This window comes from Hydrogenovibrio kuenenii DSM 12350, assembly GCF_000526715.1.
GTDB lineage: Bacteria > Pseudomonadota > Gammaproteobacteria > Thiomicrospirales > Thiomicrospiraceae > Hydrogenovibrio > Hydrogenovibrio kuenenii.
Map to the genome: position 1 here is coordinate 1817088 of NZ_JAGP01000001.1, position 26934 is coordinate 1844021.

Consider the following 26934-nt stretch of genomic DNA (forward strand, 5'->3'; position numbering starts at 1 on the left):
TTTTGAATTGTGCTTAGAAAGGGTGATTGAAAAATCACCCTTGAGAAGTCAGATTAACTCGCTAAAAGCTCTTTTAGCGCATCATCTATAAATGTAACATCTACACTGTTCAGCCCAGGGCCACCAGCGAAATGTCCCCAAACAGATGGGATTGGACGGAACTCAGCATTTGGCATTTTGCTAACTTCATACTCGTTATCTTCCGGAGGGAAGTATAAGTCAGTCGCACCAGGCATTACAATCGCCTTAGCCGTGATTGACCCCAAGGCTTTTTCAAAATCGCCTTCGTATATTGGGTTAGCACTGATGTCTCCATATTGCCATGTCCATAACATAGCCAATAGGTTGTTGGCATCACGATCCAAAAAGAATCCTTCCCAGAAGGCAACTAAGAAGTCTTCTAGCGATGAGTAGCCAAGCACTTTATATAACTCTTGACGATAGAATGGTTGAGAGAATCCCCAGCCTGCATAAACACGAGCCATTGCTCTAAGCCCTTTCGTTGGTGGTTTTTCATACCACCCATGTTCAAAAGCAGAATCAGCAGTTAGAGCAGACTTCACCCCTTCAAGAAAGACGAAGTTGTGTGGAGATGTTTTCGCAGAGCCACAGAAAGGCGCAATGCGTTCAACCATATCTGGGTATTGCGCACCCCATTGATAGGTTTGTTGAGCGCCCATTGACCAACCAGTAACAAGTGCAATTTTTCCAATTCCAAATAACTCCGTAACCAACTTGTGCTGAGCGGTTACGTTATCAAATAGAGTTGTACCAGGGAAACGCGCCTTGTCGTAAGGTACTGGCATATTGCTCGGTGATGAAGACAGACCGTTGCCCAACATGTTGGGAATGATAATAAAGTATTTGTCTGGGTCTAAGGCCATGCCAGAGCCAATTAGCCACTCATTATCATAGTGTTGTCCAGAATACCAAGTCGGATAAACGATGACATTGTCTTTAGCATCGTTTAACGTTCCAAACGTTTTGTATGCCAGCTTGGCATCTCTTAGAGTTGCCCCGCCTTGAATTACAAAGTCACCTAAGTTAAAAAATTTATAGTCTTGCATAATGATAAGTCTCCAAATTATTGCGTTAAATTCGTTTATTACTTTTTCGTTGAAAGGCTTGAATCACTGCTTCGCGCCATAATTGCCAAGTAAGCCAATCCACCAATCACCGCTGAAGAAACAGCCGTAGATAATCCTGGGAAAGATTTTTCAACAATAAACGCCGCAACTGAACCAATTGCCCAAGCAATAAATGCTTTCGGACGCCAGTCAGAATCAATTTCAGAATTTTTTCGTAACAAATATTGGTCAACCAAAATGATGGCACCAATAGGAGGAACGATAATGCCCAGTAAACTTAACCATTGGATGAAGAACGCCCAAACGTTGGTAGCAGCAACAACGATACCGATAGCACCAAGAACGATAGCTAACAAACGCATATGGCTTCCTAGAATTCTCGACCAGCCTGTTGCCGCGTTATAAAGACAATGTGAGCAAACAGAACCTAGGTTTAAAAGTAGAAAAATAAAGGCAACAACGGCTAACCAACCGACGTTTTGTGCAACCATATAGCCAAACATATTATCTGAACCAAATGGGTTTGCATCAGGAACTGCCAATGCCGCTGTCATCACTCCACCCACGAGCATTGCAATCATGTTTGCAAATGGAAATGCGCTAAAAGTTGCGACAAGAGAGCTTTTTGAGTCTTTAGCCCAGCGATTGAAGTCTCCCGTTACGGTTCCTGCATCAACAAACAGTGCGATAACCATGGTAAGGCCAATGCCAAACGCCATAGGAACATCAGGGTGATTACCAGGATAAGCTACGATTTTCGCCCATGTCGTCGTGCTAGCAGCATCAAAAGCGACCCATAATCCAAGAATGACGAAAAGCGGTGCCGAAATCATTCCTATCCAATGAAGGCCACGAACCCCTAAAAAGGTAATTGAGATATACAAAACACCTGCAATGATGGTCATCATCACATAGTTAATTTCATAAGCGCTGTGTATCAATGCCCCTGTAATCCCTGTCTGTACAGCAAACCAACCCAAAAGCAATGTTGACAAGAGCCCCGAAGCCAGTACATAACCTTTTTTACCAAAAACAATACTGGCTAAAAGTGCAAAGTTATACCCTTTTTTAGTTCCGATAAGCCCTAAGCCACCTACATACAAAAACATGAGTAGATTACCAATAATCATCGCCCATAGTGCATCAACAAATCCCATACCCATTACAAGTAATGAGCCTGTCATAGCACCAGTGATAATCATCGGAAATCCAACCCAAACCATACTGACCGAGAACATGCTTCGTCTTGCTTTCGCAGGTACGGCACAATGTTCATATTCTTCTCCGAGGACGTGGTCGACCTCTCCTTCTATATGCTCAATAGCAGTTTCATGTTTTGAACCTGGCATACCTTTATCTCCTTAAAGAAATCACATTTATTACTTTGGTTTTTAAAACCACATAAAGAAAAAGAACCGCCATTGGTTATACAAAACACCTTTCAATGCGTTACTACTTTGTAACTAAATGAGTTTTTTATGTGTACTTACTGACTAGTTAACAATTCAAACGATAAGAACGCTATCGGTATCACTATTCACTAAAATTTTTATCGATACTTACTACAAATTACACACAACACCACTTGGTGAAGTTTGTGATTTAACTGACTACTTCGAGTCATCAAAACTGAAAAAACTCTGTTTATCGAGAACTAAAATAATTAAACTCCTCCTACTCAAAAAACAAACACATATGCATTTAGAGTCCAACGGACTGCAAAAACATTTTTATACTGACCAAAAAAAGCATTACCGCAAAAACTTTTTTTAATGCCGTTGCATTTAATTTTTGTGCAAGTCGAACCCCAACCGGAGCAAACAAAACGGTTAATGGAACAATGGTTAAAAAACTAGGGAAATTAACAAAGCCATATGTTCCGACTGGGCTACCCACTGGAGTGGTTCCGAGAAATAACATAATTAACGACCCCGGTAAGGCAATAATTAATCCAAATGCTGACGCTGTACCAACGGCTCTATGCATCACGAAATTGAACTTCGATAAAGTGGGAACCCCTAAAGTTCCTCCACCAATGCCAATCATCACTGGCAAAAAACCAAGCAAACTGGCAATGATTTTTTGTGTTTTTGGACTCGGTAACTTTACCTGACCGCTTTGCTTTTTATTCAGTAGCATTTTTACTGAAACCCCGCCAGCGATTAACGCGAACAGCATCACAAATAATGCGCTATTAATTTTAGAGGTTAATGCTGCCCCCAAAATGACCCCTAAACAAATCCACAGCCACCATTGCCGAATCAAGTTCCAATCCACATTTCCTCTAAGGTTGTGTGCGCGTATCGAGCTAATCGATGTTGGCACAATAGTAGCCAACGATGTTCCTGTTGCGAGGCTCATCGCCTCAACACTTCCCATACCTAGAGACTGAAACACAAAATAGAGTACTGGGACAATAACGATACCGCCTCCAACACCTAATAAACCGGCCAATATCCCAGAGGCTGCTCCAGTTATTACCAGTGCTAAAAATAATTCCGAATATTCAACCATTTCAAATATTCACGCTATATGATTGGCCGTCACTTCTAGGATCTGAAGCGGCTTCAATGTCTCCGGAAACATCCAACACCAGCATGCCCGCATGCCCCATCATTTCGGAATAATCTGCAACGCTCTCAACATCATGGCCTTTTGCCTGAAAAGCATCGTCCAATCTTTCATACAGTGATTTCTCAAGTTTGAGGTTATTTTGAGAATTTCCCCACGTTCGCCCAAGTAACCATCTTGGTTCGGCCACTGCTGCCTTAGGAGATAATCCATCATAAACATAACGGCTCAAAATAGCTGCTTGGGTTTGAGGCTGACCTTCTCCCCCCATCGTGCCATATACCATTCTGCGGCCATCGTTAAACTGACACATCGCAGGATTCAAGGTATGAAAGGGTTTCAATTTAGGTGACAACGCATTTAGGTTCGACGCATCCAAACTGAAGCCGACACCTCGATTGTTCCACACCAATCCATATTCAGGAACGGTAACACCGCTTCCAAACTCCCAATAAAGACTCTGGATATAACTGACCATCACACCATGTTGGTCAATAGCTCCCATCCAAACTGTGTCGCCAGGTTGTGCAACATAAGGCCAAGGTAAGGCATTCTCTGCGTTCACTTTTTGGCTCAACTCGCTTAAAAAATCATCAGTCAGATAGTTAGGCAAGCTGTCCGGCAATCTCTGTGGATCGGTTATCAACTGGTCACGCAGCATAAAAGCTTGTTTGGTGCACTCAATCAGGTGATGAATTTTTTGCTCTTCATTCCAATCAGTTTGGTAAAGCCGATCATAGAGTCCGATAATAATTAATGAGGCCAAACCCTGAGTCGGTGCCCCGAGGTTATAGAGTGTGCCAAAAGAAGTCTCACAAGTAAGCACTTCCATTGTGTCGGCTCGGTAATCGTGCAAATCCTTTAAACAAACAGGGCTACCTGCTGTTTTGAGTGCCATAGCAATGTTGTCTGCAACTTCACCTTGATAAAAATCTAACAATCCATTTTTCGCGAGTTTTTTCAATAAGCGAGCCTGCCCAGGCTGCTTAAAAATTTGCCCTTTTTTCAAAGGCTGTCGATCATTCAGAAACGCTTCTTCATAACCAATCACACAAAGTAATTCTGACAATTTGCTATCAGAAGCTTGGGCTAGCGTTTCTGTAACCTCGATACCTTGTTCGGCAAACCGAACAGCCTCTTCAAATAGCTGTTCAAGGTTTGCCTGCGTACCTATGTTTTCGGTTGCCCAAGCCAATGCATGATGCCAACCTGAAACCGCACCAGCAACAGTCAATGCCGCTCTTCCACCTCGGCTAGGAAGTTGATTTTCATCTTTATAGAAATCGAGTGTTGCTGCTTGAGCAGAACAACCCGAAGCATCTATCGCATAAGGCGCTTCTCCCGGCTTCTGAATCAACCAAAAGCCATCTCCACCCATGCCAGTCATATGGGGATAAAGTACAGAAATACTTGCAGCGGCAGCGACCATCGCTTCAACTGCCGATCCACCTTGCTGTAGAATCTTTAAACCTGTTTGACTGGCTAAATCATGCGGTGCTGTAAATGCGACTTGAACCACTATTATTCCTTATTGATTAGTTTGCAAAAGCACCTAAACAACTTCTTTTCTTTAGCCGAGCGTTAATAAGCCAAAGTTAACTTCATACTTAAAACCTATCTAAAATAGGATTTCCCTAGCACTACTTTTTCTTGTAACCGCAGACAAATTAATTTTTTCGAACCATCAAATCGATTTCAACCAATGCCTGACAAGCCAACCCCGTTACGCCCACACAAGTTCTTGCTGGCAGCTTCCCTTCCGGAAAATAGCTTTTATAAACCTGATTCATCAAAGCATAATCTCTCTCAAATTCTGTGATGTATACTCGTGAATTGACCACTCTATCAAGCCCAAGTCCTAGCCCATTTAAAACAATGACAAGGTTATCCATAACCCTACGTGTTTGCGCCTCAATACCTTCTGGTAAAGGCGCCTCGGGGTCATCTGGAAATGTTGGCATTTGCCCCGTGATCATAACCCAACCATCTACTTCTACCGCATGACTAAACGGAGCCACGGGCGTAGGTGCTTCCTTAACCATATGAAATATCAATTCACTCATTTCTTTCTCCAAATACTTTGTAAACTTAAATTAATTTAAAGCGACTAAGAGTCGTTCTTACGCAGACTGGTCAATCGCATCAATTTGTCCAGGTTAGAATTGACGCCTGATGTCTCCCGTATTCGATGCAATATCGTATTTTTTAATTCCAAAAACTCCGGATGGTTTTTCACATCCTGACTTCGCTCGCTTCCGCCAGGTAAACTGATATCGTAGATGCTGTCTATTCTTCCTGGGTTAGGAGCCATAACAACCACCCTATCTGCTAGATAAATTGCTTCCTCCACATCATGAGTTACAAAAACAATCGTACTTTTTTCTATTTCAAACAGATGCAAAATAAGGTCATGCATGACCTCTCTTGTCTGCGCATCCAGGGCACCGAAAGGCTCGTCCATTAACAGCACGTCCGGTTTTGACATCAAAGCTCGTGCGATAGCAACCCTTTGTCTCATCCCCCCTGAAAGTTGATTTGGGTGGCTATCTTGAACTTTTTCCAGTCCCATAAGGTCCAGCAAAGCGTATGACCTATCGACCATAGACCCAATATCCCCCAGTCCATTCCCTTGACCGTTGATCTTAAGGTTTCTACTGAACTGAATGTTTTCTTTGACCGTCAGCCATGGATAAAGGCTATAGTCCTGAAAGACCATGGCCCTATCCTTGCCTGGTTTATTGACAATTTCCTCATCAACTAAAACCTGCCCTTTTGTTAATTTTTCAAGACCGCCTATGATCCGAAGAAGCGTCGACTTCCCACAACCGGAAGCACCAACCAGTGCAACAAATTCATTTTCTTTAACCGTCAAATCTATGCTTTCCAGAACTTCTACCGCACCTTTTTTAGTGATGAACGTCTTATTTAGCCCACTGATTATTATCTTATCGTTCATATTAAAACCTTTAGTGGTAAAGCCATGGGAAAGCACGGCGATGAATAAAACGAAACAACTGATCCATAGCTAAACCGATGACACCAATCAGCAATATCCCAACAAAAATTTTGTCCGTTTGTAAAAAACGTTGAGCTTTTAGAATTGCATAACCTAGCCCAGAGTTAGCCGCCACCATTTCAGCCACGACCAAATATGTCCAAGCCCATCCGAGCGTCACTCTCAAGGTATCTAAAATAGCAGGCATTGCGGACTTTAATATCACTAAATTCAGTATCTCACCCTGGCTCGCCCCCATGGTTTGTCCGGCCTCTATCTGAGCCATTGGAACGCGCCTGATATCTTCCGAAATCATCAAAATCATCTGGAAAAACGTCCCTATCCAAATAATTGTTATTTTCCCTCCCTCATCAATTCCGACCCATAGCAGAACTAAAGGTACAAATGCCACTGCCGGCATATACCTTGCAAACTCAATGATCGGTTCAAAAAAAGCCTGAACTGGGCGATAGGAACCTATAAACAAACCTAAAGGAATAGCGATTGCAGCAGAAATGAGAAAACCGGAAGTCACTCTAAACATACTAATCAACGTATCATTGATTAAGTCACCTTCACTAAACCAAGATGCCATCCTTGCAATAACATCACCGGGGCTAGGCAAAAAAATCTTATTGAAAACGCCCAGTTCTGACAGTACTTCCCAAGTACCAAAAAAAAGAATAAAGCTAACAAAAACGATACTTAAATAGAGACTTTGATCTAAATCTCCCCGTATCCGCCAAACAGCATTTCTTACACAATTATTTGTCTCTTCTTTAGCATTTTGCTGTAACTTTTTTCTAAATGGCCACATATCTATTTACCTAACATTAAATAGCTCTTACAACATCGACAAATAACTAAACCCAAGTCTTTCAATTTAATGTCTAATCGCACAACATCAAATCTTCAAATCGATTTTGCCTTTAAACTCACAAACAAAAGTTCTACGATTAAAAGCCGCCCAAACATAGGGCAGCTCTTACCTACATAAGCGTCTTGCCACCATCCGCCATAATAGATGCCCCTTGAATAAAGGAGGCATCATCCGTTGATAAAAATAACGCGACCTTTGCTATTTCATCTGGCGTTCCCAATCGACCTAACGGAATCGTTGACACTGCCTCACTCCGAGAAGCCTTTGGGTCAGAAAAATGCTCAAACTCTGCATTTAACATTGGTGTTTCAACAGGACCAGGGCAAAGAATATTCACCCTAATCCCATCCAATGCCACCTCCAATGCAAGAGAGCGTGAAAAAGAAACCACAGCCCCCTTTGAAGCGCAATAGGCCGAAAAATCCGGTTGTGCGACAAATGCCAACTCAGATGCCACATTGATCACCACACCCTTCTTTTGCTCCTTCATAATAGGAACAACTAGCTTACACAGTCGATAGGAAGCTAAAAAATTAACGCCCAAGGTATCTAGCAACAGCTTTTCATCGGTCTCTTCAATCGAGGCAACCTTTGAAATACCTGCCACATTACACAAGATATCTACATGACTTTCCTTGGATTGAACCATCTCAACCCACTCTTCAATTGAATTCCCATCCAGTAAATTCACTTCATGGAAAACGAAAGAGCCTGCTGAGCCTTTAAGCTCAGTCTCCATAGCCCTTCCTTCTTCAACGCCGATATCTGCGCCATAAACCTTGGCTCCATTCCAAGCGAATAATTTAGCTATTGCTTGACCTATTCCACTACTCGTCCCTGTGACTAGTGCTGTTAGGCCGACAAGTTTTAAATCATTCGCCTGCATTATTTACCGCCCTTTACGAAGGATGAATCAATCACACTTGAGGAGGTCACCGACTCAGATATTAGTTTTTGCTCTAGCATGAACTTATTCATATCTGAAACTGTTTTGTAATAAGGCCCTTGTTTAGAAGGCGTGCCTAATGCAGCGACATTATCTTCTCTGCTATACATTCTGACACCTTCCCACATTTCTTTGAATTCCTTCACCGAAACATCAGAAGCCTTCGCCATAATTTTATAAGCATCATCAGGGTTAGTTTTAATGTAATCCAAAGCATCAAACCACGCATTCAATACACGCTTGACATCTTCACTTCTGTTTTTAGCAGTTTCATCACTGACAGCCAATACATCCACAATTGCGTTCGGAGTATCTTTACTTGTCGCTAAAAACTTACCGCCAGACTTGATGGCCTGAGAGCCGTAGGGTTCCCACGTTACAGCCGCGTCAACAGTTTTTGCTAAAAATGCGCTTCCCGCATCGGCAGCACCCATATTTAAAAGCTGCACATCCTTTGGAGACACCCCATTTTTTTCAAGCACTGTATTCAAGAAAAAGTTACTAACCCCACCGACCTCTAAAGCGATTTTTTTCCCTTTCAGGTCTTTAACACTATCAATGTTTCTTGTGACCAGCATGTCCGCGCCATAAGACTCATCATTCAAAAGAACAATCTTTGTCCCAACGCCTTTAGCTGCAATCGACACTATGTCGTTCGTTGCTAATGAACAGGCATCCAAGTGACCTGAAGCAAGTGCCGTCATTGAGTTCGCCTGCACTCCAAAAAAGACCAGCTTTGCATTCGCATGATTTTTCTCAAGCAGCCCTTTCTCCTTTACAATCCACCACGGCATCCAACCAACCCAAATATTTACACCAACCTTTAATGGGTCTTTAGAAGAAGCATATGACGGACTCTGCTGAGCAAACAGCACGGCTACCAACATCATAAATACTGCTTTTTTTCTACCATTACGCATATATGAAAAAATTTTATTCAGCGGATTAGAAAACACTCTTTTGAGTGTTGCATTTCTAGATATTGTTTTCACTGTCGAAACCTCTATGTAATAAAGTTATTTGTAAACCACCTCATCACCAACGATAGCAAGTAGAGTGCCAAAGAACAACACCACTATAAACGATTGTTTTTTATACAATTATTAAAAATACAACCTTAAAGTTCACGGGATAGAAAGATTAATGCACCAAATTAAATTTTCACTAAAAACGCACCAAATAAACAAAAACATTCATTATTTGTTTACAATGTATACAATAAAATTTTATTATCAGCAGATTCATCATTTACAGCTATAGCATTAGCTAATTTTATGTGCATTTGTATATTTTTTATATTGCACCAAAAAGTGCAAAAAGAGGCCTATATGAATAAAGACAATCAGATCATCGAATTATTGGTTACGGACGGGAGATTATCTTTTGCTGACATCGCAAGAGAAATAGGTGTTTCAAGAGCATTTGCTCGACAAAAAGTCCAAAAACTTCTTGATGATGGAATCATTGAGCAATTTACCGCTGTAATAAATCCTTTTAAATATGGTAAATCGTTATCTGCCTTTCTTGATGTGAAAGTTGCCCCACTAGCAATTGAAGAAATTGCCAACCAACTAGCATCATGCCCAGAAGTTATTAGCCTGTACATAATGAGTGATATGAAAAGTTTGCATATTCACACCCTTACCGATGATCAAGAAGGACTAACAGAATTTGCTCACAAATGGCTATTTTCTAGAGAAGGCATTTTAGAAGTTGATTGCAAAACTTTACTAAAACGTGTCAAAAATCGACGAGGAGGGCCAAGGCTCTAAACTTAACAAAACTGATAACTGTAAATTCCACAAATTTACTAGACACTTCTTAGTCATTTCATAATAGTCAAATAAGAGGTGTTAAACGATAAGTAAACGCCACCTAGAAAATTAAAAATTTAGTAAAAAAGATATAACAAAACAAGCTTATCCGATTTCTGAAAAAAATCACAAAGAAACCTATAACAAATTGTTTTTAAAGGGAATTAAAAATAATGGCCTAGTAAAAAAACCTCACGAACAGTCTATGGGGTGGCGGGGGTCGTAGGTTCAAATCCTACTATCCCGACCAATTGTATCAAGGCTTTCGAGCAATCATCCCTTATAAAGTTTTCTTTTCAAATCCCAATAGTCACCATTTCTTTTCTACTTTAAATGTTCTTAACATTTTCAATGTATGCTTCATAAGATAAATTCGAACGTATCGTGTTTTGAATCTGGAAAACTCATATACATCAAAAGTTTACCCATACTACAATGTAAATAACAAGGGTGATTCTATTCTGGAATATGGATTGGACAAGGAGAAAAATAATGCTAGTAACTTTTCGAACTGAAGCGCATGCCGGGATAACAATGTTTGGTGACGTTGCAAAATTCATGTTAAAAAAAATGGGACACAGTGCAACAATACCCGGAGCAATCCTCGCTGAGGATGTAGCTGCTGCCCTTAATAGCTTAACCAGCGCACTTGAAGCTAATACAGACACAAACAGTGAGAGCAATAAAAATGCCTGGGATGACCCGGGGGTTAGCAGACAAAGTCGAGCACTGCCTTTAATTGAATTACTAAAAGCAGCATCTGAACAAAACTGTAATGTCATGTGGGATGAAGCTGGAGTCACAGAACCTGGCATTACAATTTAACAATAACTGATTAGCTATTTGATGATGAAAACGCCGCTTATAGAAAAAGAGGGAATTCTTAACTAGAGCACCGTATAAATTTGGTGTCTTAGAGAAAGCTTCCCGGCACCCTGAGAAATTAATACTTTCTTAGCCGCAATTACAGATACAGATTAACCTGAAAAATGTGCATCCAATCCTTCACAAATCAAATGATTTAGAAACGTATGGGCTTCTTGAATACGAGCCGTTTGTTTGGAATGGATAGGGAAACAGTAGTCAGCTGTTTTAAGTAATGGAGAATCCTTACTGCCAATCAAAGCGATGGTTAAACAGCCTTTTTCTTGCGCGACTTCCATGCCTTTTAAGATGTTTGCACTCGTACCTGAAGTACTGATGCCAATCACCACATCACCAGGACGGGCAAGCGCGTCAATTTGACGGGAAAAAATGGTTTCGAATTCAAAGTCATTCGAATGCGCAGTCAACAGCGAACTATCGGTAGTTAACGCAATGGAAGCTAGGGGTTGACGGTTAATCACATAACGCACCATTAGCTCGGCTGCCATGTGTTGCGCTTCAGCAGCACTACCACCATTACCCATCCAAAGCACTTTAGCGCCCGATTCAAGTGCCTCGATAATTTTTTGCACCACTTCTTCAAGGGTGTCGGCTGCATTTAATACCGATTCAATCGCTTTAACATGCTCTTGATGCGCGGCTTCGATATTCATGTTATTCCTCTTTATCATTAAATGAAGGCTTTTAGTCTTCATCTTGTATTTTTTCTACGAGTTTGGTGGTTGAATAGCCTTCCCAAAAAGAGAGTACAGCCACTTCACCACCATTTTCCCAAACGCATTTTGAACCGGCAATATCTTCAGGCTTATAGTCTCCACCTTTAACCAAAACATCTGGCTTTAGGAAACATATAAGGTTTTCTGGCGTATCTTCTTCAAAAGGCACAACCCAATCAACACAGCTCAGTGCTGACAACAACTCCATACGACTTTCTAGTGGAACGATGGGGCGTGTCTCTCCTTTAAGACGCTTAACAGAGTCATCTGAGTTGACTGCTACGATTAGACGATTACCTTGCTTGGCCGCTTCGTTCAAGTAACGGACATGGCCGCTATGCAATAAATCAAAACAACCGTTCGTCATCACGACGCGTTCGCCTTTATCCTGAGCAATCTCAACCAAGGATTTAACTTCTTCTTTGCTCATCGACGCATAACCTTGGTGACGCATGGATGCATTCAACTGTTCATCTAGCTCGGCTTTGGTTACTGTCGAAGTACCGACTTTTCTGACCACGATACTGGCGGCTTCATTAGCTAACTGCATGGCTTTTTTCAACCCTAGACCACTGGCAAAAGCGGTGGCTAAAGTGGCCATAACAGTATCTCCAGCCCCAGTCACATCAAATACTTCTTGTGCCTGAGACTTAAGCAAATAAGGCTTATCGCCTTTTTCGACCAATGCCATGCCATTTTCACTACGTGTCACCAGCAGAGCATCCAAAGACAAGGTTTTAATCAAGTCTTCAGCTTTGGTAATTAAGTCTGCTGTATCTGAACACTCTCCGACAATTTGCTCAAACTCTTGTTGATTCGGTTTGATTAAAGTTGCACCTTGATAGCGAGAAAAATCGAGCCCTTTAGGATCAATTAAAACAGGAATATTTGCTTGTTTGGCGTGCGTAATTATTTTTTCAACAAATTGCAAAGTACCTTTCGCATAGTCGGAAATCACCAACACATCAAAATTTGATACTTCTGTTGCAACTTTATCAGCAACCATTTGAGCTGTTTGCTCTGGAATAGCATTTTCAAAATCCATGCGAATAAGCTGTTGATGATGACTTAGCACCCTTAGCTTACAAATCGTACCACTATCAGTGCTAACCCATACTGGGCGTACACCCGCATTGGCCACCACTTCTGTCAATTGCTCACCAAACGGATCATTCCCAATGGTTCCGATTAGGGAAACCTCGGCGCCTAGCGCAGCTATATTCATCGCCACGTTGGCCGCACCACCGGCACGTACCTCATCAGTATTCACTTTTACAACAGGAACCGGAGCTTCCGGCGAAATGCGGCGTGCAGAACCAGACCAATATTGGTCTAACATCACATCGCCGACAACAAGAATTTTAGCATTGGAAAAATCGTGCATAAGAACCTAGAACAATGGATTTAATGGAATTCGATTTTCATTCATTCCGTGATTGGATTAGAATACGGTAATTTTAAAATTTAACGACTCGCTATTCTATCACAGGCTTTTCAGGATAGCTTCAAACTCGTGGACTTCCCCTACATGTTTTATTATTTAAGAACTAACTTTAATTCTCTACTATTTTTAAGCCTTCTATCAATCATTACACCCAAAGCTGCCTATGCAGAAGACAGTAACAATAACTTGATGAACTTAGCTATATGGAGTGCTGTCGCTTCATTCGGGTTTGCTTGTTACAACGGCCAAGCACCTTGCTCATTGAACCCTGAATTAAACACGGATAAATCAACACTATCGTTTGACACGGGTTCAGATCACTCTATCAAGCAAAACCGTATCGCGCTGGGTGCTGATTGGCAAAATCCTTTATTTGAAAATGACTCCTTCAGCATTAATGGCCGCTGGGAAATTAACGCAAACGAATGGCACTCTACACTGAAAAACCCTAAAAACAAAAGCGGTTGGATTATCGGTTTAACACCTGTTTTTCACTACAATTGGAAGCTAGGCTCTTTCACCCCTTATTTTGAAGCAGGTGCGGGACCACAGTTTATTTCCAACATCACCATTGAAAACAACTATAAATCGACGCAATTCCAGTTCGGTGACATCTTAGGGCTAGGTATTTCAACCAAACATTTTGAAATAGGGTATCGTTATTTGCATATTTCAAATGCTAATATAGAACTCCCTAACCCGGGAACCAACTTTCACAACTTACATATTGGCTATAAATTCTAGTCAAGCAGGAGTTTTTGACCACCACTATGGATACTATTGAAATCGCCAAACGCGTCTTCCATATTGAGGCAGACGCCATCAGACATCTAGAAACCTTATTGGACAAACAGTTTAACGATTCGGTTCAAGCGATCCTGGCCGCTAAAGGACGTGTGGTGATTTGCGGCATGGGAAAATCCGGTTTGATTGGTAAAAAAATCATGGCGACTCTAGCCAGCACTGGCACGCCTTGCTTCTTCATGCACCCTGGTGAAGCTTTTCATGGCGACTTAGGTATGGTCACGCCCGATGATGTGTTTATCGCACTGTCCAACTCGGGCGAAACAGAAGAAGTCATCAAGCTGCTGCCGTTCCTGAAAGACAACGGCAATGTCATCGTCTCGATCACTGGCAAACCGGAATCGACCCTAGCCCAAAACTCTCATTACCATTTGAACATTGCTGTGCCACAAGAAGCCTGCCCATTGCAATTAGCACCAACTTCTTCCACAACAGCGACTCTGGTAATGGGAGATGCTTTAGCGGTTGCCTTAATGGAAGCCAGAGGCTTTCAGCCACATGATTTTGCACGATTCCATCCAGGCGGCAGCTTAGGCAGAAAACTTCTGACGCGTGTGCGCCATGAAATGAAATCCGAAAACCTACCTTTTGTTGCAGGAACAGATGACATTAAAACCGTCATTCATTCCATATCAGAAGGTCGTCTAGGTCTCTGTATTATCGATAACGGTAAAGGCATTATCACTGATGGCGATTTAAGACGCCATATGGAGGCCGACCTAGTTGGTTTAATGGAAAAAACCGCAGCAGACATTATGAATGCGACACCTAAAACAATTAATGCTGAAGCAAGACTTTCTGAAGCTGAAGAGCTGATGAATCAAAAGAAAATCACGTCTTTATTGGTTGAGGATGCCAACCAGATTGTCGGCGTCATACAAATCTACGACTTGAATCCACATTAATTCAACAGGCTGTTTATGAACGCGCTGCTTTATCGACTTTTACTTTGGTTAGCTTTCCCCCTAATCGTCTATCAAGCTGCCAAACGCTGTCGTAAAGCAGACCGTACACGTGACGACCAAACCCCAAAAATTCCACACTGTCTTGCCGCACGGTTTGGCTTAAATCCAACAAAATTCAAGCAAGATGGTATTTGGATTCACGCGGTTTCCGTTGGTGAAACACGCTCCATTTTTCCATTGCTCAAAGCCCTTAAACAATCTTATCCAGATTTACCCATCACACTCACCAGCGGTTCCACCCAAGGCGCCATCCAAGCACTAAAATTTGCACCTGTTGAAATACAGCACCAAATGATTCCCTACGACTACCCTTTCGCAGTGAAACGGTTTTTAAATCAAATCAAACCCAAACTGGTCATTATGGTGGAGACCGAAATCTGGCCAAATTTATACCAGGCCTGTGCAGACAAAAACATCCCTCTCATACTTGCCAATGCACGCCTCAAGGATAAGTCGTTTGAAGCCTATTCAAAATTTGGTGGCACACTGGTTAAAAACGCATTGAACCAAACCCACCTCATCGCTGCGCAATTCAAGCAAGACAAGGCTAACTTTGCCGCGCTAGGTGCAAAAGAAGATAAAATCAAAATATTGGGCAACCTCAAGTTTGATATTGAAGTTGCTCGAGACCTTGAGGAAAAAGCTAAATACTGGCGTTGGGAGAACCAAGCAGAACAACGTTTTATTTGGGTTGCGGCAAGCACACACAAGCACGAAGAAGAGTTGATGTTGCAAGCGCATCAAGCACTGCTAAAACATCAACCAAATGCGTTATTGATACTGGTACCACGTCATACAGATCGTTTTACTGAAGTTGCCGAGTTATTGGAACCAAGCTCCGCATCCATTCGCTCAAAAAACGAAAATGTAACCAACGCCAAGCAGGTTTATCTAGCCGATACGATTGGTGAGTTGATGTTGTGGTTTCAAATAGCAGATGTCGCTTTTATTGGCGGCAGCCTGGTAGATTTTGGCGGCCACAACATACTAGAACCAGCGGCACTCAACAAGCCTGTATTATCCGGGCAATACCACCAAAACCTGCAAGCGCTATACGATTCTTTTAAAGAGGATGCTGCGGTGATTATTTCTAAAGATGCTGACGAACTCGCACAACAATTGATTGAATTGGCAAACCACCCTGAAAAAAGACAAGCCGCAGCAGAAAAAGCATTTAAATGTTTTAGAAAGCAATCCGGTGCACTAAAGCACTTAATGGCAGAAATCCATACATTACTGAAGTAAATGCTTTAACCCCAGCCTGGTAGTTTTTTGCAAAACAACATCTGAAAATCTGCCAGGCTGGGTATCTTGAATAACTTGTGAAAACGTTATGGGAAAGCCAACTCACAGGTTGGCTTTTGTAATCTTTTAGATCACTTTAGAGAAACGGTTCTGCACTTCCGGCTTCATATAGGCATCGAAGACCATACAGATATTGCGAATCAATAATCGTCCCGCTGGGGTGACAAAAATATCCGAATCTGTCACAGTCACCAAACCATCTTCCATCATCGGTTTTAATGCTTGCAGCTCTTTGGCAAAATATTCATCAAAATGAATACCCCACCGTTGATTCAGCTTATCGAAGTTCAAATGAAAATGACTGATCAAACGGGTAATCACATCACGGCGCAGTTCGTCATCTTCCGTTAAGTGCACCCCTCTAAAGGTCGCCAAATGCCCAGCATCAATCGCTTGATAATATTCATCAAGCCCTTTGTAATTCTGCGCATAGGTATTATCGATTAGGGAAATGGACGTTGCGCCCATACCGATCAAGTCACACTCTGCGTGCGTCGAGTAACCCTGGAAGTTACGGTATAGCGTTTCATTGCGTTGTGCGACGGCCAATTCATCATCCGGTTTGGCGAAGTGATCCATGCCGATATAAACATAACCGGCTTCCAGCAAACGATTGGTTGTGGCATGCAAAATCGCCAGCTTTTCATCTGGCGAAGGCATATCCGCTTCATTCATTTTCTTTTGTGTCGGGAACAAACTCGGCATATGCGCATAGTTAAAGATTGAAAAACGATCTGGTTCAGCTTCCAACACTCGATCTAAAGTTTTGATAAAACCAGACTCCGTTTGGAATGGCAGACCATAAATCAAATCGACATTCACCGACATAAAGCCAAATTCTCGTGCACCTTCCAAAACTTCGAACGTTTGCTTCTGGGTTTGAATGCGATTAACGGCTTTTTGCACTTTTTCATCAAAATCCTGCACGCCAAGACTCATGCGATTAAAGCCCAGATTTCGTAACAGCTTTACCGACTCTTTATTGGCTTCACGCGGGTCGATTTCAATCGAGTATTCACCAGAGTCGTCATCATGCAGATTAAAGAAACGACGGGTGGTTTCCATTAACTCAGACATTTCATCCATATTGATAAAAGTCGGTGTTCCACCACCCCAGTGCAGTTGATCCACTTTTCGGCTAGGATCAAAAAGCTTGGATTGCATTTCGATTTCTTTATATAGGCGTTCTAGATAAGGTGTAGTTTTGGAACGATCACGCGTCCAGACTTTGTTGCAAGCACAGAAAAAACAGACCGTGTCACAAAAAGGAATATGGAAATACAAAGACAAATTTCGACCAGAAGCATTGCTACGCTCTGCAGCCGCTTCATAATCTGCAATACCAAAATCGTTTTCAAACTGAAGCGCTGTTGGGTAGGAAGTGTACCTTGGCCCAGTTTGGTTATAACGTTTAATCAGCTCTTCATTAAATTGAATACTTTGTTCCACATCAATCCCTTTTTCGTTCTTATTTTTGAACTGCAACAGCGCCTGTTATCCAGTTTTTATTCATGCAATGCCGAATATTATCGCTATCCCAAAAAGCGGCATAATGCATAATGCATTTAACATGATTTATATCAATTAATAAGACTTAAATTCTTCATCATCATGCGTTTGCTTGATGACATCCAACACGGTGTATTTAACTGTTTCTTTCGGAGAGTTCTCTGCAAGTTTCAGCTGATGCATCAGTGCTTGCATGACTGTTTCTGATGGTAGAGCCAAACCTGCCCAGTAGCTTAGTGCACCGCAAATAATGTTCAAATCTACAGATTTCTCGTTTTCTAAAAAGACTTTATTGTGCTCAATAGATTGAAAAACTCGATTAGCAAAGATATGCGCCCCTTCGGTTTCTTTTCCAAGTGATAAAATAATAAAGAGACCTTTATCTTCAATAAAGAACAGCATATCTTCGGTTCTAGCAATCAACTCAATCGCTTTTGCTATGTGGCTCACGACTCTCTCGGAGCTTGCATATTCGCCAAGACCTACAATAATCATATCCAGCCAAAAATCGTGTCTTTTAGCAAAAGCACTTGAACGTTCCAGTTCAATTTCAAGCACATCGACATTTAAAAATTTTCTAAAGCCGTCATCATTGGTACTATCGTCTAATTCTCTTCCAAAAATATCCAATCGCATACCCATGATGTCATTCCTTATTGTCGTGAAAAGATCCAAGCTTGGTGAATCTTCGCGTTGCGCTTAAAGTCCTGCGGCATTGTTGATTGGGTAATATTTTCAATATGCCAGGCATCTTCAAAAGCTGACATATCTAATTTAAACTTTCTTAAATTATTTGAAAAAATCAGCTTGCCATTTTCACTTAGTAATTTCAATGTTTTTTCTAGCAAATCAACATGATCGCGTTGAATATCTAATGTGCCTTCCATTCGCTTAGACGTTGAAAAGGAAGGTGGATCTATAAAAATCAAATCATAGGTTTTACTAGGCTTTTCGGCCTCTTTATCCAACCACTCTAAAACATTTTCTTGAAGTAATTGGTGGTCTCTTTCATCAATATTATTAACCATAAAGTTATGTTTTGCCCAGTAAAGATAGGTCTTTGACATATCCAAACTCAAGCTCGACTTACAGCCAAACACTGCTGCCTCGGCAGTTGCTGTGGCGGTGTAACAAAACAAATTCAGCAAGCTTTTACCATGACTTAACTCAGCCACTTTTTGACGCACTAAACGGTGATCTAAGAATAAGCCGGTATCAAGATAATCTGTAAAGTTCACTCTCAGTTTGGTCTGATTTTCTTCAATGGTGAAAAAGTGTTTTTGCTCTTCCAAGCGTTCGTACTGCGCTTTACCTTTTTGACGTTCACGCACTTTAAAATGAATAGAACTTGGCAAAACCCCAAACACTTCAGGTAAAACCGACATGGCTTCATACAAACGTCGTTTCGCTTTGGTAGGGTTAACGGTTTTCGGTGGTGCATATTCTGCAACAACAATATGACGAGCAGACTCAAACGTCTCATACACATCTATCGCTAAAGAGTATTCTGGAATATCGGCATCATAAACACGATAGGCGCGCACATTTTCTTTCTTGACCCAGGACTTAAGTCCTTTCATATTTTTTCGAATGCGGTTCGCCACCATTTGCGCATTTTCGGAGACAGATAAGTCAGGAAATTGTTGTTTGACCTGAGCTGCCAAATCGACACCAATATTCAATGCAGGTTCACGGAACCAGATTTCTTCAACATCAAAACGGAACAAGCGACATTCCATCGCACCGTTAAAAAAATCATGAGAACGTTTTGCTTTCATCCCTAAAAACATGCCAAGCTCAGTGTGGCAGGTCAATACAGATGCCTTCCACCCAACAAACTCAGACTTAATGTATTCACCTAGTGATTGGTAGATTTGTTTAACAGTATCCTCATCTCCTAAACGCTCGCCATATGGCGGATTGGATACGACTAGACCAGGTGCCCAATCACCCCACCGGCGCCCCTGCTCAGCAGACATTTGTTTGATTTCAATCGCATCATCATAGCCTGCATTAATAACCGCATCTCGTGCAATATCCAATGACTTATGTGAAATATCTGAGCCATAAATATTAGGCAAGGACTGCAGCCCTTTGGATTCTCTCTCTTCAGCTTCGGCAACCAGCTTCTGCCAGAGTTCAGCGTCATGACCCTTCCAACGATTTAACAACATGTTATTGGCTTTGAACAAACCTGGTGCACAGTCGGAAGCTATCATCGCTGCTTCAATTAAAAAAGTTCCTGAACCACACATAGGGTCATAAAGGCATCCACCCTCACGCGCTATCTCTTGCCATTGACTACGCATCAAAATAGCTGCCGCGACATTTTCCTTTAAAGGAGCCGTCACTTGCTGACCTTCACGATAGCCACGCTGATGTAACGAATAACCTATCAAATCAATACTCAAGGTCAATTCATTACGATTTAAATGGGCGTGAACGCGTAAATCCGGGTTTTCCGTATCAACGAACGGACGTCTATTTTCTAAGTCTTGAAAAAAATCGACAATACCGTCTTTTACTTTCAAGGCACCATAATGACTGTGCGTAATGCCTACGCCTTGGCCGGAAAAAGAAACGGCAAAACTGCCTGTAGAAGGGAGATGATTGCGCCAATCAAGTTGTGCAACCTGCTCGGTAAGATCTTCTTGATTTGCTAACTCGCACTCTAAGACAATCAAATACACTCGGTTAGCTAAGCGAGACCATAAACATGCTCGGTAGCCAACTTCCAAGCTACCTTCAAACGTAGCACCTGTTGGCTGCATTTTGATATTCTCGGCACCAAAAGATAACAATTCTTCTCTTAAAAGTTCAGACAGGCCTTTAGGGGCGGTAGCAAAAAAACGACACATGAAAATATTCTCGGGAAATAAGCGTTATTTTACTGCATTCATAGCAACCTCTTAGTAAAATAAACGCTAGACAATAAATAGACACATTATAACGAACACTCTGGACGCGTAATTTTGGGCACACGACAAACACGATTAAAACCTCTTTTTCTGGTTTTAACCCTTAGCTTTTTTGCATTGCTACTCAATAATTCTTTGGCTTATGCAGGCGCTTATACTCCACCAGCAGACCAAAATGAAACCAACTTTCAAAAGTGGGTTACCACCTTTAAAAAACAAGCGCTAAAACAAGGTATTTCTCAAAAAACACTGGATATTGCTTTCAAAAACGTACACCTAAATCTTCGTGTTCTAGAATTAGATCGTCGTCAGCCAGAGTTCGCCCAAACATTCTGGCAGTATTTCAACCGAGCAGTGACTGATTGGCGTATCGTCAAAGGGAAATTACTACTTAAGAAATATCATGCAGAATTGGCTGAAGTCACCAAAAAATACGGTGTGCCAGAACGCTTCCTTGTCTCTTTCTGGGGCATGGAAACCAACTTTGGCAGCTATACCGGCAGCACACCAATCATCGAGTCTCTCGCAACACTTTCTTACGATAACCGTCGTTCCGATTTTTTCAGCAAGGAACTCATTAGTGCCTTGAAAATACTCGACCAGGGCAATGTGACAGTTGATGAAATGAAAGGCTCTTGGGCGGGCGCAATGGGTCAATGCCAATTTATGCCAAGCAACTATCTAAAATACGCAGTAGATGGCGACAAATCTGGTCATAAAGATCTCTGGAACAGTTTGCCAGATGTTTTCAACTCTATGGGAAATTTCCTTCAAGCACTAGGTTGGCAACGTGGAGAAAATTGGGGACGTGAAGTAAAACTACCAAAAGGGTTTGATTTAACACTCGCGGATGGAAAAACCAAACACCCACTTGCCTATTGGCAAAAACTAGGCCTTAAGCTAGCTGATGGACGACCAATCCCTCATGAAGCAATGGATGCTGCTTTAGTCTTACCTTACGACTATAGAGGCCCTGCTTTTTTGGTATATGACAACTACTTCGTTATTAAAAGATGGAACCGTTCCGATAGCTATGCACTTGCTGTTGCTCACCTAGCTGATAGGTTGGTTGGTCGCCCTGAATTATCTAAATCAGCCCCCAAAGATGACCGTTCACTTTCCCATCAACAGATTATTGAATTACAAAACCGTCTGCAACGTGAACATTATGACATCGGGATTTTAGACGGTATTATTGGTGGCAAAACACGTCAAGCTGTTCGCGACTACCAAATCAAAATGCACCTACCACCAGATGGTTACCCTTCTTACCGAATGTTGCAAATTCTAAGAAAAAACCAAGGCGATTAAACACTAGACCTAGATTCCATTTTACAAATTGATCTCTTACTCTCTTAATGCAAAAAAGATAAAATGTTATTAGGGGAGAAGGAAAGTGAATCGCATGGATAGCAAAAACATAAAGACAATTAGAACAAACTTGCCAAGTGCTTATCAGTTCTGGAAGTTAATGAGTAAGCTCACTAAATTAAACAATTTAGAGCTTAAGCAAAAGCGTGCGTCCTCTCAGCAAATCAAACAAGCTTAATTCAACCGACAAGCAACAAATCCAATCAAAATCTGCCAGGCTGGGGTAGTTTATAAAATTAACCCAGCCTGGCAGATTTTAAAAATAAAACACTTAAAGATTTAATGCAGACAAAGCGTAGGAAAAACGCTTAGGAATTAGACTTTGATTCCTCTGAATCTCGGTCTGTTTTTTTCAGGAAAAACTCTGAAATCAACAAAGCTACTGCGCCAATAGAAATGGCGACATCAGCAACATTGAATGTAGCGTAATGCCAAATCCCGATATAAAAGTCGATAAAATCTGTCACTCGACCGGCCACAATACGATCAATAACATTACCCAAAGCGCCACTCAGCACTAAATTAATCCCTACTAACTCAAGTGACCATTTACTAGGCAAACGCTTCAACCAAAGCAATAAAACAACACTAACTGCTACCGCCAAAGCTGAAAACAACCAACGTTGCCAACCCCCCATATCTGCCAGAAAACTGAATGCTGCACCTTCGTTATAAACAAGCGTGAAGTTTAAGTGCGGCAACACCGCAACAGGTACACCAAACTCTAAAGCGCTGTTCACCCAGTATTTGGTAAGCTGATCCAGCACGATTACCACCAAAGCCAACCACAAAGTAATCAACCCTGTTGAACGCCACCCTGCTTTCAGATTATTGTTTTGATCAGACATCATCTAACTATGCAAAATGGCGTGTTTCGCCTTCTCCATAAACATTGTCAACACAACGCTGACACAACTCTTCGTCTTCAGCATGCGTACCCACATCATCACGATGATGCCAACAACGTCCGCACTTAGGTTTTTCCGTTGCATTTGCATCAATCCACAATCCTGCCATTTCAGTCTCAACCGTCGAGCCTGACTTCTCACTTGAAGGTAGCACCTTCGCATAAGATGTAATCAAAACAAATCTCAGCTCGTCTTCCAAACATTGAATTTGTTTAAGCAATGCATCATCAGCATAAAGCGTGACTTCTGCTGTCAAAGAGCCTTTAACAGTCCCTTCATTACGCAGCACTTCCAATTGCTTAGACACAGCAGAACGCACAGACATAATTGCATCCCAATAAGCGGAGTTCATTGACTGACTTTCATCCAAAGCTGTTAGACCTTGATACCATTCTTCAACAAAAATGGTTTCACTGCGTTCGCCAGGTAAAGTTTTCCAAATTTCTTCTGCTGTAAAACTCAATATCGGCGCAATCCAGCGCGTTAATGCTTCAACGATATGATACAAAGCGGTTTGTGCTGAACGTCTTGGTAAACCATCTGGCTTACAGGTATATTGACGATCTTTAATCACATCTAAATAAAACGCACCCAAATCCATTGAACAGAAATGAGTCACCGCTTGATAAATAGCATGGAAGTTATAAGCTTCATAAGCCTCAATAATTTCTTGTTGTAAGCTGTGTGCTTTACCAACAACCCATTGATCCAAAGGCAACATATCGTTATAGGCGATTTGATCCGTTTTAGGGTTAAAACCATTGATATTGGCTAACAAGAAACGTGAGGTGTTACGGATACGACGATAAGCATCAGCCGTACGGTTAATGATTTCATCGGAAACCGTCATTTCATAGCGGTAGTCCGCAGCAGAAATCCACAAACGCAAAATATCCGCACCATATTTATTGGCAATATCCTGAGGTGCAACCACGTTCCCCTTAGATTTCGACATTTTTTTACCGTCTTTATCAACGGTAAAACCATGCGTCAGCACTTGTTTATAAGGGGCTTTGCCGTGAATCGCCAAAGATGTCAACATTGAAGATTGGAACCAACCGCGGTGCTGATCCGACCCTTCCAAATACAAATCTGCTGGCGCTGACAATTCGTCACGCTGATCCAATACCGCGTAATGAGAAATACCGGAATCAAACCAAACGTCCAAAATATCGGTCACTTGCTCGTAATCACCTGCATCAGCACCCAGCAAGGTTTCAGGTTCTAGATCATACCAAGCATCAATGGACTTCTCTTCAACCATCTGCGCGACTTTTTCCATCAACGTCAGGGTATCAGGATGCATTTCACCCGTCACTTTATGCACGAATATTGTAATCGGCACGCCCCAGAAACGTTGTCTGGAAATACACCAATCAGGACGACCTTCAACCATCCCTTCGATACGGCTTTGACCCCATTCAGGCACCCACTGCACCTGCTTAATTTCTTTCAAGGCATCGTCGCGCAAGCCCGCTTGCGTCATACTGATAAACCACTGTGGTGTTGCTCTAAAAATCAGCGGTGTTTTAGTACGCCAGCAATGCGGATAGCTGTGGACAATCGCTTCGTGATGCACCAAGGCTTTGTGCTCTTGTAGCACTTCAATGACATGATCATCAACTTTCAGTACATTTTCACCTTCAAACAAAGGGGTTCCTGCAACAAAGTTACCATTACCATCAACTGGGCAATCCACTTCCAAATCATATTTCAAGCCGACAGCATAGTCTTCTTGACCATGGCCAGGCGCGGTATGTACACAACCTGTACCCGCATCAGTGGTGACGTGATCTCCCAAAATAATCGGTACAACTCGATCATAGAAAGGATGCTGCAGGCGAATCAAGTCGAATTGGTCACCTCTGCCATAAGCGATAACACGATAGGTTTCAAAGCCCCATTTATCCATGACATCTTTCAATAGTGCTTCTGCAACAAACAGCTTTTCAGGACCATGCTCGCCATTTACTTGAACGATGGCATATTCCAATTCTGGGTTAATCGAAACAGCTTGGTTAGCAGGCAAAGTCCAAGGAGTCGTTGTCCAAATAACCACAGACAATGGTCCTTCACCTAAATGATCTTCAACATGATGACAACGCTTAAAGAAAGCTTCTTCGTCGATCACCTTAAAACGAACATCAATGGCATGAGAGCGTTTATCTTCATACTCAACCTCAGCTTCTGCCAATGCAGAATGGCCGCCAACACTCCAATAAACAGGCTTCGTCCCCTTGACCAAATGACCATTTTCAATCATTTTTGCCAAAGCTCGAATCTCATCCGCTTCATATTTAAAATCTTTTGTCAGATAAGGGTTTTGCCAATCCGCCATCACACCAAGGCGTTTAAAATCCTGCATCTGCCCATCAACCTGCTTCTGAGCATAATCACGGCAAGCCTGTCTGAACTCAGTTGCACCGATCTTCTTGCCAACCTTGCCTTTTTTCTTTTCTACATTCAATTCAATAGGCAAACCATGACAATCCCAGCCAGGTACATAAGGGGCATCAAAACCGTTCAACCCTTTAGACTTGATAATCATATCCTTGAGCACTTTATTGACCGCATGACCAATATGAATATTACCGTTCGCGTATGGAGGTCCATCATGCAAAATGAATTTTGGACGCCCTTCCATCGCATTACGCACAGTTTTATAAAGTGCTTCGCTTTCCCATTTTTCTACCTGAGCAGGCTCACGATTCGGCAAATTACCGCGCATCGGAAAATCTGTTTCGGGAAGGTTTAAAGTCGGTTTATAGTCTTTGGCCATAGTTTGCTTCTAGTCGTTTAAATCAAGTTTAAAAAAATTTTGTTTAATTGTATTTCTAGTCGATGTGCAATATATTTTTGGCTTGTTGCACATCTTGTTCTATCTGAGCCTTGAGCGTATCCAGTGAGTCAAACTTCATCTCTGAGCGAATAAACTGATGTAGTTTCACGCCGACATGGCTGCCGTAAACATCTTTCGTCCAGTTGAATAAGTGCACTTCAATAGAAGGTCGTAATCCATCAACTGTCGGACGAACACCAATATTAGCGATGCCTGGCCAGTCATTTTCCGCGAGGCCGGAAACATAAACAGTATAAACCCCTTCAACAGGCATTTGTAATCGCTTTGGGTTCAGGTTCAGGGTACGAAAGCCAAGCTGACGACCCAAGCGTTGTCCATGTATGACTCGACCCTTAAAGTAAAAAGGCTTGTTCAACAATGCCTGCACCAAATCTAAATCATGCGCACTCAAGGCTTGGCGAATCCGTGTACTACTGACTCTATCGCCTTGAAACAAAAGCGTCGGCATGTCATCAACAACAAAGCCATGCTCTTTCCCTTTTTCAACCAGGGTTTGAAAAGAGCCTTCACGGTTTTTGGCAAAACGAAAATCATCACCAACAACCAGTTGTTTCACATTTAGCTTGGCGACCAACAAGTCTTCAACAAATGTATTTGCACACATCTGTGCAAAACGCTCATCAAAACGGCAAACCAACACATAATCCACATCGGTTTGTCCAAATGCATCAAGTTTTTCTCGAAGATTCATCAATCTAACGGGGGCACGTTCTGGAGCGAAAAACTCAATCGGCAGAGGTTCAAACAACATCACCACACTGGGTAAGCCTGCCGTCTTAGCGTCAGTTGCAACCTGACCCAAAATCCTCTGATGTCCAAGATGAACACCATCAAAATTTCCGATTGTCAGCACACACCCTTTCTCAAACGCATCACACATTCGATTTAAATTATGCAAACCGCGAATTAATTGCATAGCTACGGTGTTTTTACCTTTGTTTTTCCTGTTGATAAC

Annotated in this window: 23 protein-coding genes; 6 read left to right on the forward strand and 17 right to left on the reverse strand. The window is 41.9% G+C overall.

Translation table 11 applies throughout. The features are described from left to right. Nucleotides 1–53: 53 nt before the first annotated feature. The 9 genes from N745_RS0108625 to N745_RS0108665 all read right to left on the reverse strand — a co-directional run bounded on the left by N745_RS0108625 (nt 54) and on the right by N745_RS0108665 (nt 9370). A complete protein-coding gene (locus N745_RS0108625; RefSeq protein WP_024851720.1) occupies nt 54–1067 on the reverse strand; it encodes an alpha/beta fold hydrolase in 1014 nt (337 codons plus the stop codon). A gap of 38 nt (nt 1068–1105) precedes the next feature. Continuing rightward, nucleotides 1106–2437: a purine-cytosine permease family protein gene (locus tag N745_RS0108630; protein WP_024851721.1), complete on the reverse strand. Its 1332-nt coding sequence runs from the start codon at nt 2435–2437 to the stop codon at nt 1106–1108. Nucleotides 2438–2789: 352 nt separating this feature from the next. Then, the gene (locus N745_RS0108635; RefSeq protein WP_038070689.1) at nt 2790–3602 is read right to left on the reverse strand and encodes a sulfite exporter TauE/SafE family protein; all 813 of its coding nucleotides are present in this window, start codon (nt 3600–3602) and stop codon (nt 2790–2792) included. Between the two features lies 1 nt (nt 3603). Continuing rightward, nucleotides 3604–5178, reverse strand: coding sequence for a gamma-glutamyltransferase family protein (locus tag N745_RS0108640; protein WP_024851723.1), 1575 nt, complete (start codon nt 5176–5178; stop codon nt 3604–3606). Between the two features lie 148 nt (nt 5179–5326). Beyond that, on the reverse strand, nt 5327–5722 hold the full coding sequence (locus tag N745_RS0108645) for a RidA family protein (protein WP_024851724.1): 396 nt from the start codon (nt 5720–5722) through the stop codon (nt 5327–5329). A gap of 44 nt (nt 5723–5766) precedes the next feature. Further along, a complete protein-coding gene (locus N745_RS0108650) occupies nt 5767–6615 on the reverse strand; it encodes an ABC transporter ATP-binding protein (RefSeq protein ID WP_024851725.1) in 849 nt (282 codons plus the stop codon). A gap of 10 nt (nt 6616–6625) precedes the next feature. Continuing rightward, nucleotides 6626–7471, reverse strand: coding sequence for an ABC transporter permease (locus N745_RS0108655; protein WP_024851726.1), 846 nt, complete (start codon nt 7469–7471; stop codon nt 6626–6628). A gap of 172 nt (nt 7472–7643) precedes the next feature. Further along, nucleotides 7644–8420, reverse strand: a complete 777-nt coding sequence (locus N745_RS0108660) for an SDR family NAD(P)-dependent oxidoreductase (RefSeq protein ID WP_024851727.1) — start codon at nt 8418–8420, stop codon at nt 7644–7646. Next, entirely contained in the window at nt 8420–9370 is a 951-nt protein-coding gene (locus N745_RS0108665; RefSeq protein ID WP_157833757.1) for an ABC transporter substrate-binding protein, read from the reverse strand. The genes N745_RS0108660 and N745_RS0108665 overlap by 1 nt, the downstream gene beginning before the upstream one ends. A 438-nt stretch (nt 9371–9808) precedes the next feature. On the opposite strand from N745_RS0108665, the gene N745_RS0108670 reads away from it, so the two are divergent. Both N745_RS0108670 and N745_RS0108675 read left to right on the forward strand, forming a co-directional pair. Next, nucleotides 9809–10252, forward strand: coding sequence for an Lrp/AsnC family transcriptional regulator (locus N745_RS0108670; RefSeq protein WP_024851729.1), 444 nt, complete (start codon nt 9809–9811; stop codon nt 10250–10252). Nucleotides 10253–10786: 534 nt separating this feature from the next. Then, nucleotides 10787–11119: a DUF1840 domain-containing protein gene (locus tag N745_RS0108675; protein WP_024851730.1), complete on the forward strand. Its 333-nt coding sequence runs from the start codon at nt 10787–10789 to the stop codon at nt 11117–11119. A 152-nt stretch (nt 11120–11271) separates the two neighbouring features. Here the strand turns inward: N745_RS0108675 and N745_RS0108680 are convergent, their stop codons facing one another. Then, nucleotides 11272–11832, reverse strand: coding sequence for a D-sedoheptulose-7-phosphate isomerase (locus N745_RS0108680; protein WP_024851731.1), 561 nt, complete (start codon nt 11830–11832; stop codon nt 11272–11274). Nucleotides 11833–11863: 31 nt separating this feature from the next. After that, nucleotides 11864–13279 (reverse strand): bifunctional D-glycero-beta-D-manno-heptose-7-phosphate kinase/D-glycero-beta-D-manno-heptose 1-phosphate adenylyltransferase HldE, encoded by a 1416-nt coding sequence (hldE, locus tag N745_RS0108685; RefSeq protein ID WP_024851732.1) that lies wholly within the window; start codon nt 13277–13279, stop codon nt 11864–11866. A 144-nt stretch (nt 13280–13423) separates the two neighbouring features. Between hldE and N745_RS0108690 the strand changes: the two genes are divergently transcribed. The 3 genes from N745_RS0108690 to waaA are packed head-to-tail and all read left to right on the forward strand — an operon-like array spanning nt 13424 to nt 16353. Further along, nucleotides 13424–14083: an acyloxyacyl hydrolase gene (locus N745_RS0108690; protein WP_024851733.1), complete on the forward strand. Its 660-nt coding sequence runs from the start codon at nt 13424–13426 to the stop codon at nt 14081–14083. Between the two features lie 26 nt (nt 14084–14109). Then, on the forward strand, nt 14110–15048 hold the full coding sequence (locus N745_RS0108695) for a KpsF/GutQ family sugar-phosphate isomerase (protein WP_024851734.1): 939 nt from the start codon (nt 14110–14112) through the stop codon (nt 15046–15048). 15 nt (nt 15049–15063) lie between these two features. Next, on the forward strand, nt 15064–16353 hold the full coding sequence (gene waaA, locus N745_RS0108700; RefSeq protein ID WP_024851735.1) for a lipid IV(A) 3-deoxy-D-manno-octulosonic acid transferase: 1290 nt from the start codon (nt 15064–15066) through the stop codon (nt 16351–16353). A gap of 126 nt (nt 16354–16479) precedes the next feature. Here waaA and hemN read toward each other — a convergent pair whose 3' ends face one another. The 3 genes from hemN to rlmKL all read right to left on the reverse strand — a co-directional run bounded on the left by hemN (nt 16480) and on the right by rlmKL (nt 20780). Beyond that, a complete protein-coding gene (gene hemN / locus N745_RS0108705; protein ID WP_024851736.1) occupies nt 16480–17862 on the reverse strand; it encodes an oxygen-independent coproporphyrinogen III oxidase in 1383 nt (460 codons plus the stop codon). A 135-nt stretch (nt 17863–17997) separates the two neighbouring features. Further along, nucleotides 17998–18564 carry a hypothetical protein gene (locus tag N745_RS0108710; RefSeq protein WP_024851737.1) on the reverse strand — a complete coding sequence of 189 codons (567 nt, stop codon included), beginning with the start codon at nt 18562–18564 and terminating at the stop codon, nt 17998–18000. Nucleotides 18565–18575: 11 nt separating this feature from the next. Then, entirely contained in the window at nt 18576–20780 is a 2205-nt protein-coding gene (rlmKL, locus tag N745_RS0108715) for a bifunctional 23S rRNA (guanine(2069)-N(7))-methyltransferase RlmK/23S rRNA (guanine(2445)-N(2))-methyltransferase RlmL (protein ID WP_024851738.1), read from the reverse strand. Between the two features lie 114 nt (nt 20781–20894). On the opposite strand from rlmKL, the gene N745_RS0108720 reads away from it, so the two are divergent. Continuing rightward, nucleotides 20895–22151 carry a lytic murein transglycosylase gene (locus tag N745_RS0108720; protein WP_024851739.1) on the forward strand — a complete coding sequence of 419 codons (1257 nt, stop codon included), beginning with the start codon at nt 20895–20897 and terminating at the stop codon, nt 22149–22151. A gap of 368 nt (nt 22152–22519) precedes the next feature. Here N745_RS0108720 and lspA read toward each other — a convergent pair whose 3' ends face one another. The 3 genes from lspA to ribF are packed head-to-tail and all read right to left on the reverse strand — an operon-like array spanning nt 22520 to nt 26895. Then, a complete protein-coding gene (gene lspA, locus N745_RS0108730) occupies nt 22520–23062 on the reverse strand; it encodes a signal peptidase II (protein ID WP_407636468.1) in 543 nt (180 codons plus the stop codon). A 4-nt stretch (nt 23063–23066) separates the two neighbouring features. Continuing rightward, complete coding sequence (gene ileS, locus N745_RS0108735; protein WP_024851741.1) at nt 23067–25898, reverse strand: isoleucine--tRNA ligase; 2832 nt, start codon at nt 25896–25898, stop codon at nt 23067–23069. A gap of 55 nt (nt 25899–25953) precedes the next feature. Further along, nucleotides 25954–26895: a bifunctional riboflavin kinase/FAD synthetase gene (ribF, locus tag N745_RS0108740; protein ID WP_024851742.1), complete on the reverse strand. Its 942-nt coding sequence runs from the start codon at nt 26893–26895 to the stop codon at nt 25954–25956. Nucleotides 26896–26934 lie beyond the last annotated feature (39 nt).

What these genes read in the sequence shown, in the direction of transcription:
- N745_RS0108625 (WP_024851720.1), bottom strand. Translation starts at nt 1,067, where the DNA reads ATGCAAGACTATAAATTTTTTAACTTAGGTGACTTTGTAATTCAAGGC.
- N745_RS0108630 (WP_024851721.1), bottom strand. Translation starts at nt 2,437, where the DNA reads ATGCCAGGTTCAAAACATGAAACTGCTATTGAGCATATAGAAGGAGAG.
- N745_RS0108635 (WP_038070689.1), bottom strand. Translation starts at nt 3,602, where the DNA reads ATGGTTGAATATTCGGAATTATTTTTAGCACTGGTAATAACTGGAGCA.
- N745_RS0108645 (WP_024851724.1), bottom strand. Translation starts at nt 5,722, where the DNA reads ATGAGTGAATTGATATTTCATATGGTTAAGGAAGCACCTACGCCCGTG.
- N745_RS0108650 (WP_024851725.1), bottom strand. Translation starts at nt 6,615, where the DNA reads ATGAACGATAAGATAATAATCAGTGGGCTAAATAAGACGTTCATCACT.
- N745_RS0108655 (WP_024851726.1), bottom strand. Translation starts at nt 7,471, where the DNA reads ATGTGGCCATTTAGAAAAAAGTTACAGCAAAATGCTAAAGAAGAGACA.
- N745_RS0108660 (WP_024851727.1), bottom strand. Translation starts at nt 8,420, where the DNA reads ATGCAGGCGAATGATTTAAAACTTGTCGGCCTAACAGCACTAGTCACA.
- N745_RS0108665 (WP_157833757.1), bottom strand. Translation starts at nt 9,370, where the DNA reads ATGATGTTGGTAGCCGTGCTGTTTGCTCAGCAGAGTCCGTCATATGCT.
- N745_RS0108670 (WP_024851729.1), top strand. Translation starts at nt 9,809, where the DNA reads ATGAATAAAGACAATCAGATCATCGAATTATTGGTTACGGACGGGAGA.
- N745_RS0108675 (WP_024851730.1), top strand. Translation starts at nt 10,787, where the DNA reads ATGCTAGTAACTTTTCGAACTGAAGCGCATGCCGGGATAACAATGTTT.
- N745_RS0108680 (WP_024851731.1), bottom strand. Translation starts at nt 11,832, where the DNA reads ATGAATATCGAAGCCGCGCATCAAGAGCATGTTAAAGCGATTGAATCG.
- hldE (WP_024851732.1), bottom strand. Translation starts at nt 13,279, where the DNA reads ATGCACGATTTTTCCAATGCTAAAATTCTTGTTGTCGGCGATGTGATG.
- N745_RS0108690 (WP_024851733.1), top strand. Translation starts at nt 13,424, where the DNA reads ATGTTTTATTATTTAAGAACTAACTTTAATTCTCTACTATTTTTAAGC.
- N745_RS0108695 (WP_024851734.1), top strand. Translation starts at nt 14,110, where the DNA reads ATGGATACTATTGAAATCGCCAAACGCGTCTTCCATATTGAGGCAGAC.
- waaA (WP_024851735.1), top strand. Translation starts at nt 15,064, where the DNA reads ATGAACGCGCTGCTTTATCGACTTTTACTTTGGTTAGCTTTCCCCCTA.
- N745_RS0108710 (WP_024851737.1), bottom strand. Translation starts at nt 18,564, where the DNA reads ATGGGTATGCGATTGGATATTTTTGGAAGAGAATTAGACGATAGTACC.
- rlmKL (WP_024851738.1), bottom strand. Translation starts at nt 20,780, where the DNA reads ATGTGTCGTTTTTTTGCTACCGCCCCTAAAGGCCTGTCTGAACTTTTA.
- lspA (WP_407636468.1), bottom strand. Translation starts at nt 23,062, where the DNA reads ATGATGTCTGATCAAAACAATAATCTGAAAGCAGGGTGGCGTTCAACA.
- ileS (WP_024851741.1), bottom strand. Translation starts at nt 25,898, where the DNA reads ATGGCCAAAGACTATAAACCGACTTTAAACCTTCCCGAAACAGATTTT.
- ribF (WP_024851742.1), bottom strand. Translation starts at nt 26,895, where the DNA reads ATGCAATTAATTCGCGGTTTGCATAATTTAAATCGAATGTGTGATGCG.